General features: G+C 41.7%; 14 protein-coding genes. 3 read left to right on the top strand and 11 right to left on the bottom strand.

What is annotated here, in order from left to right; genetic code table 11:
• Positions 1 to 79: 79 nt before the first annotated feature.
• Positions 80 to 1,864, top strand: coding sequence for a peptide MFS transporter (locus D0S24_RS09005; RefSeq protein WP_117019547.1), 1,785 nt, complete (start codon positions 80 to 82; stop codon positions 1,862 to 1,864).
• Here the strand turns inward: D0S24_RS09005 and D0S24_RS09000 are convergent, their stop codons facing one another.
• The 5 genes from D0S24_RS09000 to surE form a co-directional block, all read right to left on the bottom strand.
• Positions 1,865 to 3,922: a ComEC family competence protein gene (locus tag D0S24_RS09000; RefSeq protein ID WP_117019546.1), complete on the bottom strand. Its 2,058-nt coding sequence runs from the start codon at positions 3,920 to 3,922 to the stop codon at positions 1,865 to 1,867.
• The gene (locus D0S24_RS08995; protein WP_117019545.1) at positions 3,891 to 4,451 is read right to left on the bottom strand and encodes a C40 family peptidase; all 561 of its coding nucleotides are present in this window, start codon (positions 4,449 to 4,451) and stop codon (positions 3,891 to 3,893) included. The genes D0S24_RS09000 and D0S24_RS08995 overlap by 32 nt, the downstream gene beginning before the upstream one ends.
• Before the next feature lie 286 nt (positions 4,452 to 4,737).
• Positions 4,738 to 5,865 carry a lipid-A-disaccharide synthase gene (gene lpxB, locus D0S24_RS08990; RefSeq protein WP_117019544.1) on the bottom strand — a complete coding sequence of 376 codons (1,128 nt, stop codon included), beginning with the start codon at positions 5,863 to 5,865 and terminating at the stop codon, positions 4,738 to 4,740.
• Between the two features lie 67 nt (positions 5,866 to 5,932).
• Positions 5,933 to 6,214, bottom strand: coding sequence for a hypothetical protein (locus D0S24_RS08985; RefSeq protein WP_117019543.1), 282 nt, complete (start codon positions 6,212 to 6,214; stop codon positions 5,933 to 5,935).
• Positions 6,207 to 6,986 (bottom strand): 5'/3'-nucleotidase SurE, encoded by a 780-nt coding sequence (gene surE / locus D0S24_RS08980; RefSeq protein ID WP_117019542.1) that lies wholly within the window; start codon positions 6,984 to 6,986, stop codon positions 6,207 to 6,209. The genes D0S24_RS08985 and surE overlap by 8 nt, the downstream gene beginning before the upstream one ends.
• A 368-nt stretch (positions 6,987 to 7,354) precedes the next feature.
• Here surE and D0S24_RS08975 point away from each other — a divergent pair, with 368 nt between their 5' ends.
• On the top strand, positions 7,355 to 9,532 hold the full coding sequence (locus D0S24_RS08975) for a carboxy terminal-processing peptidase (RefSeq protein WP_117019541.1): 2,178 nt from the start codon (positions 7,355 to 7,357) through the stop codon (positions 9,530 to 9,532).
• A gap of 118 nt (positions 9,533 to 9,650) precedes the next feature.
• On the opposite strand, the gene D0S24_RS08970 is transcribed toward D0S24_RS08975, so the two are convergent.
• From D0S24_RS08970 to msrB, 4 genes are all read right to left on the bottom strand, one after another.
• Entirely contained in the window at positions 9,651 to 11,219 is a 1,569-nt protein-coding gene (locus tag D0S24_RS08970; protein ID WP_117019540.1) for a YdiU family protein, read from the bottom strand.
• Positions 11,220 to 11,226: 7 nt separating this feature from the next.
• Positions 11,227 to 11,523, bottom strand: a complete 297-nt coding sequence (locus tag D0S24_RS08965; protein WP_117019539.1) for a GNAT family N-acetyltransferase — start codon at positions 11,521 to 11,523, stop codon at positions 11,227 to 11,229.
• 263 nt (positions 11,524 to 11,786) lie between these two features.
• A complete protein-coding gene (gene msrA / locus D0S24_RS08960; protein ID WP_117019538.1) occupies positions 11,787 to 12,338 on the bottom strand; it encodes a peptide-methionine (S)-S-oxide reductase MsrA in 552 nt (183 codons plus the stop codon).
• Positions 12,335 to 12,790, bottom strand: a complete 456-nt coding sequence (gene msrB, locus D0S24_RS08955; RefSeq protein ID WP_117019871.1) for a peptide-methionine (R)-S-oxide reductase MsrB — start codon at positions 12,788 to 12,790, stop codon at positions 12,335 to 12,337. Before msrB ends, msrA begins: the two co-directional genes overlap by 4 nt.
• A 401-nt stretch (positions 12,791 to 13,191) precedes the next feature.
• Here msrB and D0S24_RS08950 point away from each other — a divergent pair, with 401 nt between their 5' ends.
• Entirely contained in the window at positions 13,192 to 14,004 is an 813-nt protein-coding gene (locus D0S24_RS08950) for a DNA/RNA non-specific endonuclease (RefSeq protein WP_117019537.1), read from the top strand.
• Here the strand turns inward: D0S24_RS08950 and rodA are convergent.
• Both rodA and D0S24_RS08940 read right to left on the bottom strand, forming a co-directional pair.
• Positions 14,001 to 15,284: a rod shape-determining protein RodA gene (gene rodA, locus D0S24_RS08945; protein ID WP_117019870.1), complete on the bottom strand. Its 1,284-nt coding sequence runs from the start codon at positions 15,282 to 15,284 to the stop codon at positions 14,001 to 14,003. The two genes, D0S24_RS08950 and rodA, sit on opposite strands and share 4 nt — an antisense overlap.
• On the bottom strand, positions 15,274 to 17,142 hold the full coding sequence (locus D0S24_RS08940; RefSeq protein WP_117019536.1) for a penicillin-binding protein 2: 1,869 nt from the start codon (positions 17,140 to 17,142) through the stop codon (positions 15,274 to 15,276). The genes rodA and D0S24_RS08940 overlap by 11 nt, the downstream gene beginning before the upstream one ends.
• Positions 17,143 to 17,386: the final 244 nt, after the last annotated feature.

The raw sequence follows: 17,386 nt of genomic DNA, 5'->3' as shown, positions 1-17,386 counted from the left end.
TGCAAAAATTGATGTATTGTTAAGAAGGAAGTACTTTATTGTTGATCCTTTGGTTAAGTAATTTGAAATTCCGTTATATATGAATACCGATATTGAAAATCTATTTAAGGACAAGGTGCTTGGGCATCCAGCGGGACTATTTGTATTATTTTTTACCGAAATGTGGGAGCGTTTCTCCTTTTACGGAATGCGCATTTTATTGGTGTTGTTTTTAACGGCTCCCATTATAAGTGATAATCCTGGGTGGGAATGGCCAAGGGAACACACTTTGGCCTTAATTGGCACCTATGCGTCCCTTTTATATCTCACCCCAATTGTTGGCGGATGGATAGCGGATAAAATAACCGGTTATAGGGTGGCGGTGGTCATAGGGTGTTTGATAATGACCTTGGGCCATGCCGCAATGGCCGTTGAAACTACGGCATCTTTCTATCTTGGCCTTGCCCTGTTGGTTATTGGTACCGGATTCTTCAAGCCCAATATTACTTCCATTATTTCCGAAATGTACCAAGGTAAGGAATCTAAAAAGGATGGGGCCTATACCATATTTTATATGGGTGTTAACGCCGGGGCATTTTTCGGGATGATGCTTTGTGGGTATCTTGCCGAAAATTTCGGCTGGTCCTGGGGCTTTGGGCTGGCGGGAATTTTTATGATGCTAGGGATGCTCCAATTTTGGCTGGCCAAGGATCTGTTCGGAAATATTGGTGCCAAACCCCTTAAAAAAGGGGACGTAGCCTTATCCGTAGATGAAGTGGACAATATAGAAGGGGAGATGGGGAACAATGGGGTGGAAATTAAATTGAACCCTTTTAGTCTTTTTGATAAGGTGCTGATCGTTTTATCCTCCATTGGTGGCCTACTTTATCTGTTCAATGATCCTTTTGAAAAAATACAGGGTACTAGTTTGGCGCCATTTAGCCTAGGTAACCTCAGTGGTACCAATGTGGTTATCCTTTGTTCCTTGGTCTTGTTTTTGATCGTATTGGTCACCAGAATTGCCAGATATCTACCTATAGTGAGGGACCGCATTATAGCGGTGTCGATTTTCGGATTTTTTACGGTCTTCTTTTTTGCTTTTTTTGAACAATCCTTGGGCTCTATGACCATTTTTGCCAGGGATTATACCAATAGGGAACTCGTTGGCCAGTCCGCCATAATCTTTAAGGTGGTAGATGCATTGTTGACAACGGTTCCTTTGGCCATAATAAGCTGGGTATTGGTCCTTTTGGCAAAAAAGACCTTTACCCGTATAGGATTGTCCAATATTGTATTGGCCGTTGCTTTTATTGCACTTTGGGTATTGGTGATCTATAGGTTAATGGATAAATTTTCCCAAGAGGGCAATCAGGTAGATGCCACCTGGTTTGGTATTCTCAATTCATTTTTTATCATTACCCTTGCACCATTTTTTTCCAGATGGTGGGAAAGCAAGTATAATCCTAGTGCCGCCATGAAATATGGAATAGGCCTTATTTTGTTGGGATTGGGTTTTGCGGTGCTGTCCTATGGAGCATCGGGGATACCTTCGGGGGCCAAAACGGCATCCGTAAGTATGATATTTCTCATTTTGGCCTATTTATTCCATACTATGGGCGAATTGTGTGTCTCCCCGGTAGGGCTCTCCTATTTAAGTAAACTTGTACCGGCGCGTATGATAGGTTTTATGTTCGGGATATGGTATTTGGCCATCGCTATCGGGCAAAAGGCTGCTGGAACCATGGGTGGGATGATCGATAGGATTTCCGAACAATACTCCATGGGGACCTTCTTTTTAATTTTTACACTGGTTCCGGTGGGTGTTGGACTTATTTCCATCGTTTTAAATCCTTTATTGAAAAAATTAATGCACGGCATAAGGTAGCTATTGCCAAGAATAGTGAAATGCACCATTTTCCCCGGTGTAGTGAAAGGGCAGTTTTTTCTTGTAACATGTAGTTTTCCATCGATCTACGTAACTTTTGTAATTGCTGCCATCTGCAATGACAATTTTGGGGACTATGGAATCCAAAAGTCGCTCCAGGTTAACTTTGGGCGATTGGGTAAGTACCAAGGTATGTACATCATAGTTTAAGGGAAGGGCGGTATGGGCACTATCCAATATTACCATTCTTTTTCCTCTAATGAGATAGCTGTTTTTTATGGGTCGATGTTCCAGTTCTTTGGTGTTTTGGGCAATGGCGTAATCGTTGGCCATTCTTGTTGTGGCCTTGGGATTGTTGGTAAATACCGTAAGCTTTTGTCCTGTCCGATAGATCAGGCCGCTATTCCGGATAATATGTCCTATCACCAAGGATTTCTTGTTTTGGGAAAGATGCCCAATGCCCAGGATATAGCATTGCAAGCAAAGAATACAGATCAGCAATGTCACCACCCTTTTGTAGGATGCCCTAATAAGTACCGTAACCATGGTTATGATGATCCCATAACTGAGAATTAGTTGAACGGCATCAAAGGAAATATTTCTGAAAAGAAAGCTTTCTTGCTGGGCTACCAGCCCAATAATCGAGTTCATCCAACGTATAACCGTGTCGTATATAGCAACCAGAATTGGCGGTAAACTGTTGGTTAGGGATAGCATTATCACCAGTATTCCGAATCCTAAAATGAAGGTTAAAAAAGGAAGTATCAAGAGGCTTGAAATTAAAAATAATCCAGGGAATTGATGAAAATAATATAGACTTATAGGGAGTACCCCCAATTGGGCAGCAATACTTACGGAAACCAATTCCCACCCTTTTTTGATGATCCAATAGGGAGGATTCCAGAGTTTTTGCAATAGGGGATATATCCACACAATGGCAAAAACGGCGGTATAACTTAATTGGAACCCGACCTGAAATAATAAAAAGGGATCCAACAGCAATAAAATAAAGAACAATGACAATGCAAGGATATTAAAATGGCTGGTAGGTCTGTTCAGGTAAAGTGCATAGGCCACAAAGCTAAACATGCTGGTTGCTCTTAGGATGGAGGGAGAAAGTCCGGCCAAGAGAGCAAATGCCCATAAAAGTAGGACAATAACAACCCATTTTATAGTTCTTCCCTTGGGGAGGAACTCCAAGGGCATTAATAGAAAATGGAGCAATCCCAAAAGGATTCCGATATGTAGACCGGACAATGCTAGGATGTGATAGGCACCGGCGTCTTTGTAATCGGTATCGATTTCCGGGGTAATTTCATTGCGCTGTCCAAGGAGCAGGGCCTGGATAACACCTAACTCTTCATTGCCAAACCCTTCTTTTTTTAAACTTTTAATGATGCGGTCCCTTATTTTGTAAGCCGTTCCAAAGATGGTGCTGGAGACCTTGGGTTTAAGGAAGTAATCATTTGCCCCAAGTTTTACCTGATGTTCTATGCCAATATTGGAAAGGTATTTTTTGTAATTGAACTGATGTGGGTTTAAGGGGGGGCTAATAGGGTAGAGCTTGGCAAAAGTCAATATTTCGTCGTCTACCATAAGGGGCCTGTTTGAAGAATCCGCAACGATATTTAAAAGTATTTTTCCGGAAACCTTTAAGCTGTCCATGCTGTTAACATGGGCCACATACCTATTCGAAAAGCTATTGGGTTTTAATACGTCACGAATTTTTAAGGTGTAGACCCTGTTTTTGCCGAGGGGTTGTTGGCTGTAATGCCGGCCAAAATTACTGGATTCGTTCAGGGTCAAGCTCAGTATACCAACGGCCATGACCAAAAGTCCAGCGAAAAGGGTGAAGAGGAAGGTGGGCAGTTTAGGGTAATTGACAAATACGGCTCCCAATAGGATCAATGAGGCCAAGGTTAATGCAAGGGATAGGGGAAGTGACGGACGTAGATAATATCCAATTAGAATTCCACAGATGAGGCATAAGCTTAGCTTTACCGTGGTAAATTGCAGCAAACGCATCCTAGAGGATCCGGGCAGCCTTAATAAAGGCATAGTTCCAATACCCCTCCTGCAAAGAGGAAACTATAACACCTCGGGACGAGGTGGAATGAATGAATTTGATATCATTCCCGTCTACCTGGACCACCAGGCCTACATGGTTTATATTGTTTTTTCTTCTGGAGGTACCAAAAAAAAGTAGGTCGCCCTTGCCAACCTCCTTTAAATTTATTTTTTGGGCCTCCTCTGCCATTTGATACGAGGCTCTTGGCAACTGGATATCGTGCTCCCCGAAGGCCACATAGAGCAACCCGGAGCAATCCATACCCTTGTTGGTAGTACCTCCAAACTTATAGCGGGTGCCCGAGAATGTTAGGGCGGTATTTATGATCTGCTCGGTTAATCTGGAAGCCGGTTTGTTTATGGTTTCTCCACCTAAAGGGGTCTCCCCTTTTATTTCGGTTGGTTTTTCCGAGGCTTCCACCGTTATTTTTCTTTCTTGGCGAGAGGTATTTTTTTTCTTGGACGCACCGCAGCCAACCAATAGAACAATTAGGAATAAGGAAAGAAATCGTTGGGTCATCCAAGTAAAAGTTAGTACTCTTGGATATCAAATTTAAATAATTAAATTAAAATCCGTCATTTTTTTCGGAAAACCCTTATAACCACCTCAATCCAAATTGTTAATAATGGCCTTTTTACAAGGCTCGTCAGTTTTGTTGTGGTTGTAAACAATGCTTGTCGTTGTCCCCGGAATCATCGATTCTCCGATTCTTGGGTCGGGTGCCGTTCAAACGGGCCTGCCTTTGCCGGTAGGCAGGGTCGGGACTGCTTTTTCGGCAGTTCCGGGTGAGGTAAAATAAAAAATTTCAAGAATTTTTTTCTTGGGCACTTTGAATAATCAGGGATGCCGCATTTTCACTTGCGCCCTTGCCGCCAAGTTTTTTTTCCAGTTCGTAATAGGCTTCGAACTGCCTCTTTCTTTCGGGTCCGTGCAGGATTTTATCGAGTTCCTTTCTAAGGTTTTTCGTATTCAGATCCCCTTGGATAAGTTCTTTCACAACCTCTTTGTCCATAATAAGATTCACTAGGGAAATAAACTTAAGGGTAATGATCCTTTTTGCAATTTGATAAGAGATCCAATTGGCGCGATAGCAGACCACTTGTGGCACCTTAAAAAGGGCCGTTTCCAAGGTGGCGGTACCACTGGTGACCAGGGCGGCATAGGATAGGCTTAACAGATCATAGGTCTTGTTGGAAATAAGACGTACTTGGGACGATTTTAAAAAGGGCCGGTAAAATTCCAGATCCAAACTGGGGGCCCCGGCAATTACAAATTGAAATTTTGGGAACGATGGGGTAACGGACAACATAAGGGTAAGCATTTTTTGAACCTCTTGTTTCCTGCTCCCGGGCAACAAGGCAATTATGGGTTTTTGCAAATCCAAATTATGTGCTTCCCTAAAACTTTTATCGCTGGTCCTGGGAATGTCCCCAATGGCATCTATTAGGGGGTGGCCCACAAAATTTACGGGATAGAGGTGTTTTTTTTCATAAAATTCCTTTTCAAAAGGAAGGATTACGTGCATGGCATCAATATCCCTCTTTATCTTATGTATCCGTCCTTCCCGAGAGGCCCATATTTGAGGCGAAATATAATAATTCGTCTTAAATTGGTTCTTTTTTGCCCAAGAGGCTATTCTAAGATTGAAGCCGGAATAGTCTATAAAAACTATTACATCCGGATTAAATTCGCTGATATCTTCTTTGCAAAAGGCGATATTTTTAAAAATTTGATTGATATTGGTGATCACCTCTAGAAAGCCCATAAAGGCCATTTCCTTGTAATGCTTTACAAGGTTGCCCCCTGCGGCTTTCATTAAATCGCCTCCCCAACAACGAATGTCGGCATACGAATCCTTTTTTTTAAGGGCTTTTATGAGGTTGGACCCATGAAGGTCGCCCGATGCCTCCCCGGCGATGATATAGTATTTCATCCGATTAGTTTTCTGTGGTCATTAATAGTTGGGCCGTGTATTGTATTGGATGGCCGCGGGCCCGATGCTAAAAAACTTTATAGTACAAAATTAACATTGCGGTCAAAAGGGTGGCGATCATAACACCCCTTGCCCTATAATCCCTACGGATTTTTAAAAATCCAAAAAAGGCGATCAGGTTTAGAATGGCCCCAAGTGCCAATAAACTGCCTACATGCCCCTGTTCAACGGCGGCATAGTAGGTTTCTACAATGCCAAAGTCCGAGAAGGTCAATATGTACAGTAAGGTTCCGATAGTATTGGCAATGATGCCAACAACTAGACCGATCAATATTTCTTTTTTAATCATTTAGTTTCCAATTGTTAATATGTTGAATGGCATGGTGGGCCGTTAGGTCAAATTGTGTGGGAACTACCGAAATATAGTCTTGGGACAGGGCATATTCATCCGTATCCTCGCCCTTGTCCAAAAGGTCAAACTCTCCTGTAAGCCAGTAATATTCCTTGCCATTGGGACTAGTTCGTTTGTCGAATTTTTCTTTCCAGTTGGCCCGGGCTTGTCTGCAAATTTTTATGCCTTTGGGCGGTCTATTATCGGTTTTGGGAATGTTTACATTAAGTACCACCCCATTGGGGATACCATTTCTAAGGGCTTCCCGGACTATTTTTTGGATGGCCTCCTTGCTCTGCTCAAAGTTGGCGTTCCAAGAATAATCACATAGGGAAAAACCTATGGCAGGTATTCCTTCAATACCAGCTTCGATAGCAGCACTCATAGTACCGGAGTAAATAACATTGATAGAAGAATTGGAACCATGGTTTATACCACTAACACAAAGGTCGGGTCTTCTTCCCAAGAGTTCCTGTAAGCCAAGTTTAACACAGTCGGCCGGTGTTCCGCTACAACTGTATTCTTCAATTGCACTATTTTCCAAATCAACTTTGATCTTCTTTATGTAAAGGGTGTTGTCTATGGTTATGGCATGCCCCATTCCCGATTGCGGGCTGTCCGGGGCCACTACGACTACCTCCCCCAATTCCATCATATATCTGATCAACGCCCTTAAGCCGGGAGCTGTAATTCCGTCGTCGTTCGTGACCAAGATCAAAGGTTTCGCCATAAGATATAATTTATGTTGCAAAAATACGTTTTTAATCTATTATCGTTTTTTGAATTGGGAAGGGGATATACTAAAATTTTACATTTAATTTATGGAAATGACAGTTTCTTTCCATCAAAGATCAATGTCTTTGGCCATTGGGAACTCAAGACGAGTTCATTAACAAAAGATTAATGGCAGATGGGTATAATATGGCACGATTTTTTCGTTATCTTAGGGTAATTGACATCTAGAACCACTTTTAAAAGACAAAACTTGGATTGCAGGGGTGGTTTGGTTAATTTTAGATGTTTGTAAGTTTAAAAAAGAAGGGGTGGTCTTTGTTTTTAAAAATTGCTCCAAATGTGGAAAAACAATAAATAAAATAGATGAAAAGAAATTTAGCCTACGCATTAATTGTAATGCTCGTTGCGGTAGCTTCATGCAGTTTTACCAACAAATCATTTGAAACTGACGATAAGGACAAATTGTTATTGGACCTTATTACCTATGTTTTGGAACGCGGCCATTATCAGCCAAAAGACATTGACGATGATTTCTCTGTTAGTGTTTTCGAAGGGTTTTTGGATATTTTAGATCCCACAAAACGTTATTTTTTGGAAAGCGACATCCAGGAATTTGAAAAATTTAAGTTTCAGTTGGACGATCAGATAAAGAATACCGATATCACTTTTTTTGATATGGTTTACAAGCGTCTATTGGAGCGTATGGAGGATGCCAAGGTAATTTATAAAGAAGTACTGAATGAACCCTTTAATTATACTGTGGATGAAACCATAGAGATCAATTACGATGAACAAGGTTATGTGGACTCCCGTAAGGATTTAAAGGAACGGTGGAGAAAGCAATTAAAATATGCCACATTGGGCACTTACGATTCCAAACTGAATTTGAACAAGGAAGCTGCCAACACCAGTAAAGACGGGGATGAAGTGGATGAAGTTGATGCCTTTGAAGGAGAAGACGATAATAGTGGACCCTTGACACCGGCACAGGCCGAAAAGGCGGCAAGGGAATCTACCAAAAATACCTTGGATGATTATTTTGATTTTGTGGATGATCTGGAACGTAAGGATTGGTTTGTACAATACCTAAATACCATAGTGGAAGTATTTGACCCCCACACCTTCTATTTTGCTCCGGACGACAAAGAGAAATTCGATACCAGTATGTCCGGGAAATTTGAAGGTATTGGTGCGCGACTTCAAAAGAAAAAAGATCAGACCAAAATAGTAGAGATTATATCCGGGGGACCCGTATGGAGGGATCAGCAATTGGAAGTAGGTGATGAGATACTGAAAGTAGGACAGGATGGGGAAACACCGGTAGATATTGTTGGGATGCGTTTGGATGATGCCATTAAGTTTATTAAAGGCCCCAAAGGGACCATCGTAGATTTGACGGTTAGAAAAGTGGATGGTTCCCTCGTGGTGATCTCCCTTACCAGGGATGTAGTGGAATTGGAAGAGTCCTATGCCAAATCTGCTGCCGTTATAAAGGACAACCATAAATATGGACTTATTAATCTGCCCAAGTTTTATGTGGATTTTGAGGACTACAATGAAAGAAACGCGGCCACGGATGTGGCAAAAGAAGTAGAAAGACTAAAGCAGGCCGGAGCAGAGGGCCTGATCCTGGACCTGAGGGACAATGGTGGCGGATCCCTTAAAACAGTTGTGGAAATGGCCGGCTTGTTTATTAAGGACGGACCAATTGTACAGGTAAGGTCTACCGATAAAAACCCTGAAGTATACAATGATAAGGACGAGCGTATACAATGGGATGGACCTTTGGTGATTTTGGTAAACGAATTATCGGCTTCTGCATCAGAGATTTTGGCAGCGGCAATGCAGGACTATAAAAGGGGAGTGGTAATTGGGAGCAAACAAACCTTCGGTAAGGGAACCGTTCAAAATGTAATCCCCTTGGAGAATATTGTAAGGGGAAATGAGCACGGGGACCTGGGGGCCATAAAGCTTACAACCCAAAAATTCTATAGAATAAATGGGGGGTCCACCCAATTGGAAGGGGTTAAGAGCGATGTTGTTGTTCCAGATCGTTATAGTTATATTGATCTTGGGGAAAGGGATCAGGAAAATCCTTTGACCTGGGACAAGATTGCCCCAGCGGAGTATACCCCATGGGACGGTTATATAGACTATGAGGCCACCATTGCCAGCAGTACAAAAAGAATGGCCCAGAACAATCAAATTAAATTGATCGAGGAAAATGCGCAGTGGATCAAAAAGGCACAGGATGAGACCGTAGTTTCTTTGAAGTACGAGGAGTATAAAAAGGGATTGGAACTGGATAAGGAAAAGGCGAAGTATTTTAAAACCATTTCGGATTACGATTCGCACCTCAGCTTTGAATCCTTGAAATATGAAAAAGAGTTGTTTGTACAAGATTCGGTATTGAGGGAAAAACGGGACCGTTGGCATAAGGATTTGGCCAAGGATGTCTATGTAGAGGAGGCTGTCAATGTCTTACAGGACTTAAAATTGAACAACATAAAGAATTCCAAATTGGCCAGTGTAAAAGGTTAATTGTAAATAATCATAATACATTGAAACCTGCTCCTGGAGCAGGTTTTTTTGTGAAATTTCCTTTGTGATTGCTTTTGTTTATTAAACGGACCTTTGCAAGAAATGGCCGGCTTAGGTGCTATGAACTACAGGAGAGCATGGAACACCCTACTTTGTTTCTGGCCCATTCGGGTCGTTTCGCAAACCATTTTTCAGCCTGCGGTTGTTCTGCATACGGATTTTTTAATAATTGAAAAAATTCATCCAATAGCGAGTAATCCCCCTCGTCCGCAGCGTCTATGGCCAATTGGGCCATATAGTTTCTAAGGACATATTTTGGGTTTACGTTATTCATTTTTTCCGCTCTCTGTCTCTCGTCAATATTTTCCTTTTGTAATCTGTGTATGTAGTCGGTAAACCATAGCCTCCAATTCTCTAGAATATCGTCCTGAACTTCTTCCGGTACGTAAAAGGCATCCATTACTGGGGCCAAAAAGGTCTCATTTATAAGACTATCCTTTGAAATACGGTTCAGATTTCTAAAAAATAGGGTCATATCCGTTTCCGTTAACTGTAAGTTGTCTTCCAATCTGCCCAAAAGCGTTGCATCGTTTTCGTCGGATTTGAAAAGGCCAATTTTAGATTTCATCATCGAGAGATATTTTGTGGAATAATTGTTACGGTATTCCATCAATATATCTTCAAGGGCCTTCGCATCCTCTATTAAGGGGAAGAGGGCGTTTGCCAGTTGATAAAGGTTCCAAAGGCCTATGTTTATTTGATTCCCATATCTATACCGCTTATACTGCCGATCTGTGGTGTTGGGGGTCCAACCTTCATCATATCCTTCCAGCCATCCGTATGGCCCGTAATCTATAGTAAGACCCAGAATGGACATATTATCGGTATTCATTACCCCATGTACAAAGCCTACGCGCTGCCAGTGTATGATCATTTCAAGGGTGCTGTTGGCAACCTCCCTAAAAAATTGGAGATAAGCATTTTTGCTACCTTCTTTTATATGAGGGAAAAAATGTCTAATAGTATAATCCGTGAGTGTTTTTAAAGTCTTTTTATCCTGCCTTGCCGAGAAAATTTCAAAATTTCCAAAGCGTAAAAAGGACGGTGCCACCCTACATACCACAGCTCCTTTTTCGTATTCCGGGTTGCCGTTGTACAGTACGTCCCTTAGCACTTGGTCTCCTGTGAGCGCCACTGATAGGGCCCTGGTAGTGGGCACTCCCAAGTGGTACATGGCTTCACTACAAAGGTATTCCCTGATAGAGGAACGCAATACGGCAAGGCCATCCGCAGTTCTGGAATAAGGTGTTTCCCCTGCCCCCTTAAGCTGTAGGGCCCATTGTTTATTGTTGTGGTCAACTTCAAACAAATTAATGGCACGGCCATCTCCCAGTTGTCCGGCCCAATTGCCAAATTGGTGTCCTCCGTAGCACATGGCATATGGGTTGCTGCCGGGCAATACCGAGTTTCCACTAAAAATACTTTCGAACTCTTCGGACTTGAGATCTTCTTCGGTCAGCCCCAGATCCCTGCCTATTTCATTCGAAGCATGTATTAGGCTTGGTTTTGAGGTTGATTTTGGGGCAACAAAAGAGAAGCAGGCCTGCATAACCTGTCTTCTTGTATTTTCACGGACAGGGTCGGCGGGAAGTTCCGTATTAAAGGTATCCTTAATATTAAGGTTCATAGGGCTTTTATTCTATTATCGATTTCCATTTTTCACTTCTTCTGGCCACGGCTTTTATATAGGAGCATACGGCTACTGCGGTATATCCTTCCTTTGTTAATTGCTCAAAGGTGCGTTCCACGAGTTCCTTGCCATATCCTTTGCCCCTTAGTGTATAGGGTACCTCAGAATAGGTCAAATACATCTTATCATCACGTAACTGGTATACCACTTTTGCAATTTCTCCATCAATGGACATGGTGAATCTATTATTGTCTTTTTCGTGATGTACCATTAAATTATCTCTGTTATTGTAGTTGTTCATTTGTTTCTCCCTTTTAATCCCATTAATAGGTATAATTCCCCAAAGCTCTATAACGAAATGGGGTGAGGTTTTATTTGTTTGAATGCCTGTCGGGACTTGCTCCGAGCTAGTTGATTATTGATGTGTGTAATTTCCACAGTAGGAAGAATTCTATTTCAACACCTAATATTTTGGATAAATACGGAATAGGCCAGGATAAGTAGGCTTATGTTATTAACTATATGTTTTGTCCCCAAACCGGACAATGCCCATAAAAGGTATTCCTATACTTTTGTCCTTTTAATTTTGTCCGCATGCATTTTTCTAAGCTTGCTTAGCTTCGGGGAAATAACGACACTGCAGTAGCCTTGCGACATGTTATTTCTATAATAGTCCTGATGATATTCCTCAGCTTCATAAAAGGTTTTCAAAGGACTTATTTCCGTAACTATGGCCTGCTCGTAATATGGTGCCACTTCCTTTAAAACCAATCCGGCCATTTCTTTTTGGGCGTCATCGTGATAATATATCACAGATCTATACTGTGTTCCTACATCTGCTCCCTGTCTATTAAGGGTGGTAGGGTCGTGGGTGGTCATAAATATGACCAAAATGTCCTCGTATGAGATAATATTGGCGTCATATGTTATTTGTACCACCTCCGCATGGCCCGTAAGGCCGGAACAAACTTCCTTATAGGTGGGCTTGCCCGGAGCATTTCCACCGGTATAGCCCGAAATTACCTTTTGTACACCATTTACTTCCTGAAAAATGGCTTCTACACACCAAAAACATCCGCCTCCTAGGGTAGCCGTCTCTAATTTTTTATTGTTCATCCTACCCTTTCTTTAACTATTTGCATAGATGCTGAATTAATACAATAACGTAGGCCACTGGGTTCCGGTCCATCCGGAAAAACATGTCCCAAATGGGCATCACAGGTATTGCACATTACTTCTACCCTTACCATACCAAAAGTAGTATCCTTGTGGTATTTAATGGCGTTTTCTTTTATAGGCTGTGTAAAACTGGGCCAGCCGGTGCCCGAATTAAATTTTATGGTGGAATCGAATAAGGGGGCTTCACAACATATACAATTGTATTTTCCCTCTTCATGGGTACTGCAAAGCGCACCACTATGTGGTGCTTCGGTTCCTTTGTTTCTTGTAATCCTATATTGTTCGGGAGTTAACAGGTCCTGCCATTCCTTTTCTGTTTTTTCCACCCGTTTATCAGGTAGTGGATTTCCCTTAACACTGTAATTAATAATGTCTTTCCAAGTTAGCATGTATATTTTCCTTTCCTTTTTATTGATTAAATAGCAATCGGTATTTTCTTTATTATATGTTTTTAAAGGCATTGGGAGTGTTGGAATGATTTGTTCATCAATATTTTTGTTCAGGAAATTGGTCGTACAAAAGGACTATTCCTTACATCTACTGAAATTCCCGAATGGCAGTTTTAATATATATATCTATGTACATGACAAAATCGTCTTAATGTTTCTCGGAAAATCCGTTTTGCCCCAAACCCTAAAGCCTGCCTGAATGAAGTAGTCGGGCAGGGGAGAAATCGAGGAAAATCAGGCTCCCCTGCCTACCGGACAGGCAGGCTTTAGGGGCGGGGTCTAGAATTGGGGAAAATCTTACGAAATTGAATTTTGTCATCTACTAAGTATATATTTGCGCTATGAATAAATATAGGAAAAATAGGATAGTTTATACCATTCTTATGCTGGTTTGTGTGGTCCTATTTTGGTTGTTCGAAAATTTTTATACGCCCGCCCCTTATTCCTTGCCTGAGGGGGAGGGGCCTAAGACAGAGATTCCGCAATGGCTATGGCCCAGCTCTACCACCGGTGAAACAGTTCGGCACGCCCATTTTGCCCTATCCTATAATGAAGCTTATGAACAGGCGGAGTGGGTAGTCTATGTCCTGGAGAAAACGCACTTAACAAATAATGATAGGGAAAGGCCATTTTTTATGGAGGACCCTAAGGTGGGCAGCAAATCGGCAGATTGGAGAAATTATAAGGGGTCGGGATATGATAGGGGCCATTTGTGTCCTGCAGGGGATAGGAGATTCTCAAAAAACGCTTATAATGAAACCTTTTATACCAGCAATATTACTCCACAGGATAAGGATTTTAATGCAGGGATCTGGAATCGGTTGGAGAAAAGAATCCGGTATTGGGCCGGTAAGGAGGCACCATTGTTTGTTGTAACTGCGGGAATTTTGGAAGAGGGTTTACAGAGTATAGGCGAAGAAGATGTGGCCGTTCCAAAATATTTTTATAAAATTGTAGCTAAAGGACAAGGTGAAAACCTAAAGATCATAGGATTTCTTTTTCCAAATAAGGAAGATACCAGGGAATTGGACGAGTTTTTGGTGCCAGTGGATACCCTTGAAAAATTGACCGGAATAGATTTCTTTGCCGGTTTGCCGGAGGAGCTGGAAACTACATTGGAGGCCGGAACAAGTACCAGTGGTTGGAAATTTTAGGTGAGTTCGTTTAATCTATTGGCATCCAATTTTAGAAAAATGAACAAAAGTGCGGTAAAAAATAACAGACCGGAACCTCCGTAGCTAAAAAAGGGCAGGGGTATTCCAATAGTGGGCAGAACTCCTATGACCATCCCTATGTTTATGAAATAGTGCACAAACAAAATGGAGATGACCCCATAACCGTACATTCGGCTAAAGTCGTTTTTTTGGCGTTCGGATAAGTATACTAGCCTTAACAATAATGTTGTAAAAAGAAGTACCACGGTGGCGGTACCTACAAATCCCCATTCTTCCCCTACGGTGCTAAAGATGTAATCGGTATGTTGTTCAGGGACGAAATTCCCTTTGGTGCGTGTTCCCTCCAAAAATCCTTTACCGTATTTTCCGCCCGATTCAATGGCTTTTTCGGATTGATAGGTGTTGTAACCTATGTCCCTTCGGATATCTTCCAATTTCTTGGGGTCCTTTTCCAGCCGAAGCCAAAGACTGAACCTATCCCTATGCCTTTGTTCAAAAACATTGTTAAAAACAAAATTTACGGAAAGGGAGAATAATACAATGGCCACATAAATAAGGATAACCGGTATTATAGGAACCTTGAAGGAAGGTTTTTTTAATAATAGGAACAGCGCCAATAGTAATCCAAGGATTATACCCACCCAAATAGTGCCGAACATCAACGTTAAAATAAATATAAGGATTACCATGAACCCTATTCCAAGATAGTAGAGTGGGAGTCCCTCCCTGAAAATTACAAAGATCAGGGCAAAGAAGACCAGGGCACTTCCCGGATCAGGCTGGGGAATGATCAGGAATGCCGGTAGCAATATGATCATAATGGCTATCATTTGGTCTTTCTGACGCTTTATATCGGTCTGTATATCACTTAAATATTTGGCTAGGGCAAGTGCGGTAGCCACTTTGGCCAACTCAGAGGGTTGTAGGTTGAAAAAACCGAGGTCGTACCAGGAGGTGGCCCCGGCAATAGTCTTGCCAAATACAAACAACCCGATCAGAAGTGCAAGGGAAACAATGTAGAATAAACTGGAAAATCGTTCATAGAAATTGGCTTCCAAGGCCAGGATAATGATGATGGACATGCCACTTGCCCCAATAAAAAACAATTGTTTGCCATGTAATGTAGCAAAATTGAATATGGAAGGGTTGTTGTCGGTGAAGGTGCTGGAGTAAATATTTATCCAACCAATAAAAACTAAGGAGATGTAAAGGAGAACGCTAAACCAATCCAAGCGTTTAAGGACACTTTTACCAGACACGCTCATTTATTTTAAAAGGTTGTCCGCTATAGGGCTTTGCATATTCTTCTTCCAAAGTTTTTTCCAACATCTTTTTCTCCAAGTCGACACGAGTTATTTCGCCTTTTAGATATTTTTCGATCATTAGGGAGGCAATGTGTCCTGCATATCGAGACCCAAAGTATCCATTTTCAATGTACACGGCAATGGCTATCTTTGGATTGTCCACGGGTGCAAAGGCAACGAAAACAGAGTTGTCCGTTAGTTGGGTACGTACGCCATTGATCCTTGTGAAGTTCTCTACGGTTCCTGTTTTACCGGCAATTTCGATTCCCTCTATTTGCAGTCTTGCTGCCGTACCTTTTTTGTATACTTCGGCCATTCCCTGTACCACCGGTTCAAAATGTTTTTTATCAATAGTGGTATGTTTGGCCTCTGTGAATTCTGTGATATTGATAGCTTCACCCTCAATTTTTTTAAGTATATGGGGGGTAAAAAAATGTCCTCTATTGGCAATGGCAGCGGTCATGTTGGCCAGTTGGATGGGGGTCACCTCTACCTCTCCTTGCCCTATGGAATTGGATATTATGGTAGAAGAGGACCATCTGTTGTCCCCATATATTCGGTTATAATATTCTTTGTTGGGAATTCGTCCCGGTCTTCCAGTAGGTAGGTCATAGCCTAAAAAGGTACCAAGACCAAAACTTTTCATATGTTTTTCCCAAACATCCATGCCTTCTGCAGAAGTTGGAAATTGATCGTAAATTTTTCGAAAGGCCCCTGCAAAATAGGCATTACAGGACAGGTATATGCCAGAATTTAAATTTCTTGTCCCTCCTCCGCAATGACAGCCTCTTTTCCTTCTTCCCACGTAGAAGCCGTTGTAACAATGAAAGGTAGTTTCGGGCGTAATGGCACCTTCTTGAAGGGCAACAAGGGCGTTTAAGGTCTTAAAGGGCGATCCCGGGGATTGGGAGGCCAAGATGGAACGATCATAGGTGGGTTTTGAAATGGTGTCATAATGTAATTTGCTGTAGTTCTTGGACCTTTCCCTACCCACCAATAAGGCGGGGTCGTAGGTTGGACCGGAAATTAACGCCAATATTTCGCCCGATGCCGGTTCCAGGGCAACTATGCCCCCATGTTTACCTGTCATCAATTTTTCACCGTATTCCTGAAGCATTTTATCCAAGGTAACGGTTATTTGTTTTCCCTGTTCGGGAAGTGTATCCAATGTGCCGCTCTTATAGGGGCCAATATCCCTGTTAAACCGGTCTTTCTGAATGTATTTTACGCCTTTTCGCCCTCTTAGGATGGTCTCGTATTCCTTTTCTATACCGGTTGTTCCCTTTAATTCCCCTGCGGCGTAGGAGGGGTTTCGTTCCAGATCCCATTCGTTTACCTCGCTGATGTATCCCAAGACGTTGGCACCACTAGAGGTGTCATAATAGCGCAATGATCTTTTTTGAATATAGAACCCTTCAAATCTCCTCATTTTTTCTTGAAGCCTTCCATAGTCTTCTTTGGATAGTTGGGGCACCAAAACAGAGGGAAGTCTTGGGGAATAGACCCTTGCTTTGCTTAACTGGGAAATAAACCTCTCTTTATCGATTCCCAATAAGTTGCAAAATTCAAGGGTGTCCAATGGTTTTACCTCCCTTGGAATGACCATAACGTCATAGGCCGGTTGGTTTGCTACCAGAAGTTTTCCGTTTCTATCATATATATAACCCCTTTCCGGATAATCGTAAACTGCTTTTATAGCCGGATCTTCCAGTATTTGATTAGGGGAAAAACTAAATATCTGTAGATAGGACAATCTACCGATAAAGGTTATTCCGACCAATAATATTATGGAGGATAATAGGATTTTTCTCATTCTTTTTTAACACTAAAAAGTGAACTTAATAGTAAGCACAAAATTAAGGTGGCCAAACTGACAGTTAGTACTTTTTGTAAAATTAACAGTGTATTTTCAAAACTGAAAATTTCAAGGGTATAGAAAACTAAATGATGTATTATAATTAATAACGTTAAAAATGTAATTTGTTGTACCCTGGTGGTATTGGTTTGTTTAAAATTTTGAAAATCATAATTTACCCCAAAACAAAAGCGCATTATGG

Origin of the sequence: Arenibacter sp. P308M17, from assembly GCF_003426735.1 — a bacterium.
Classification (GTDB): Bacteria; Bacteroidota; Bacteroidia; order Flavobacteriales; family Flavobacteriaceae; genus Arenibacter.
This window is presented reverse-complemented; position numbering and strand designations above follow the sequence as displayed.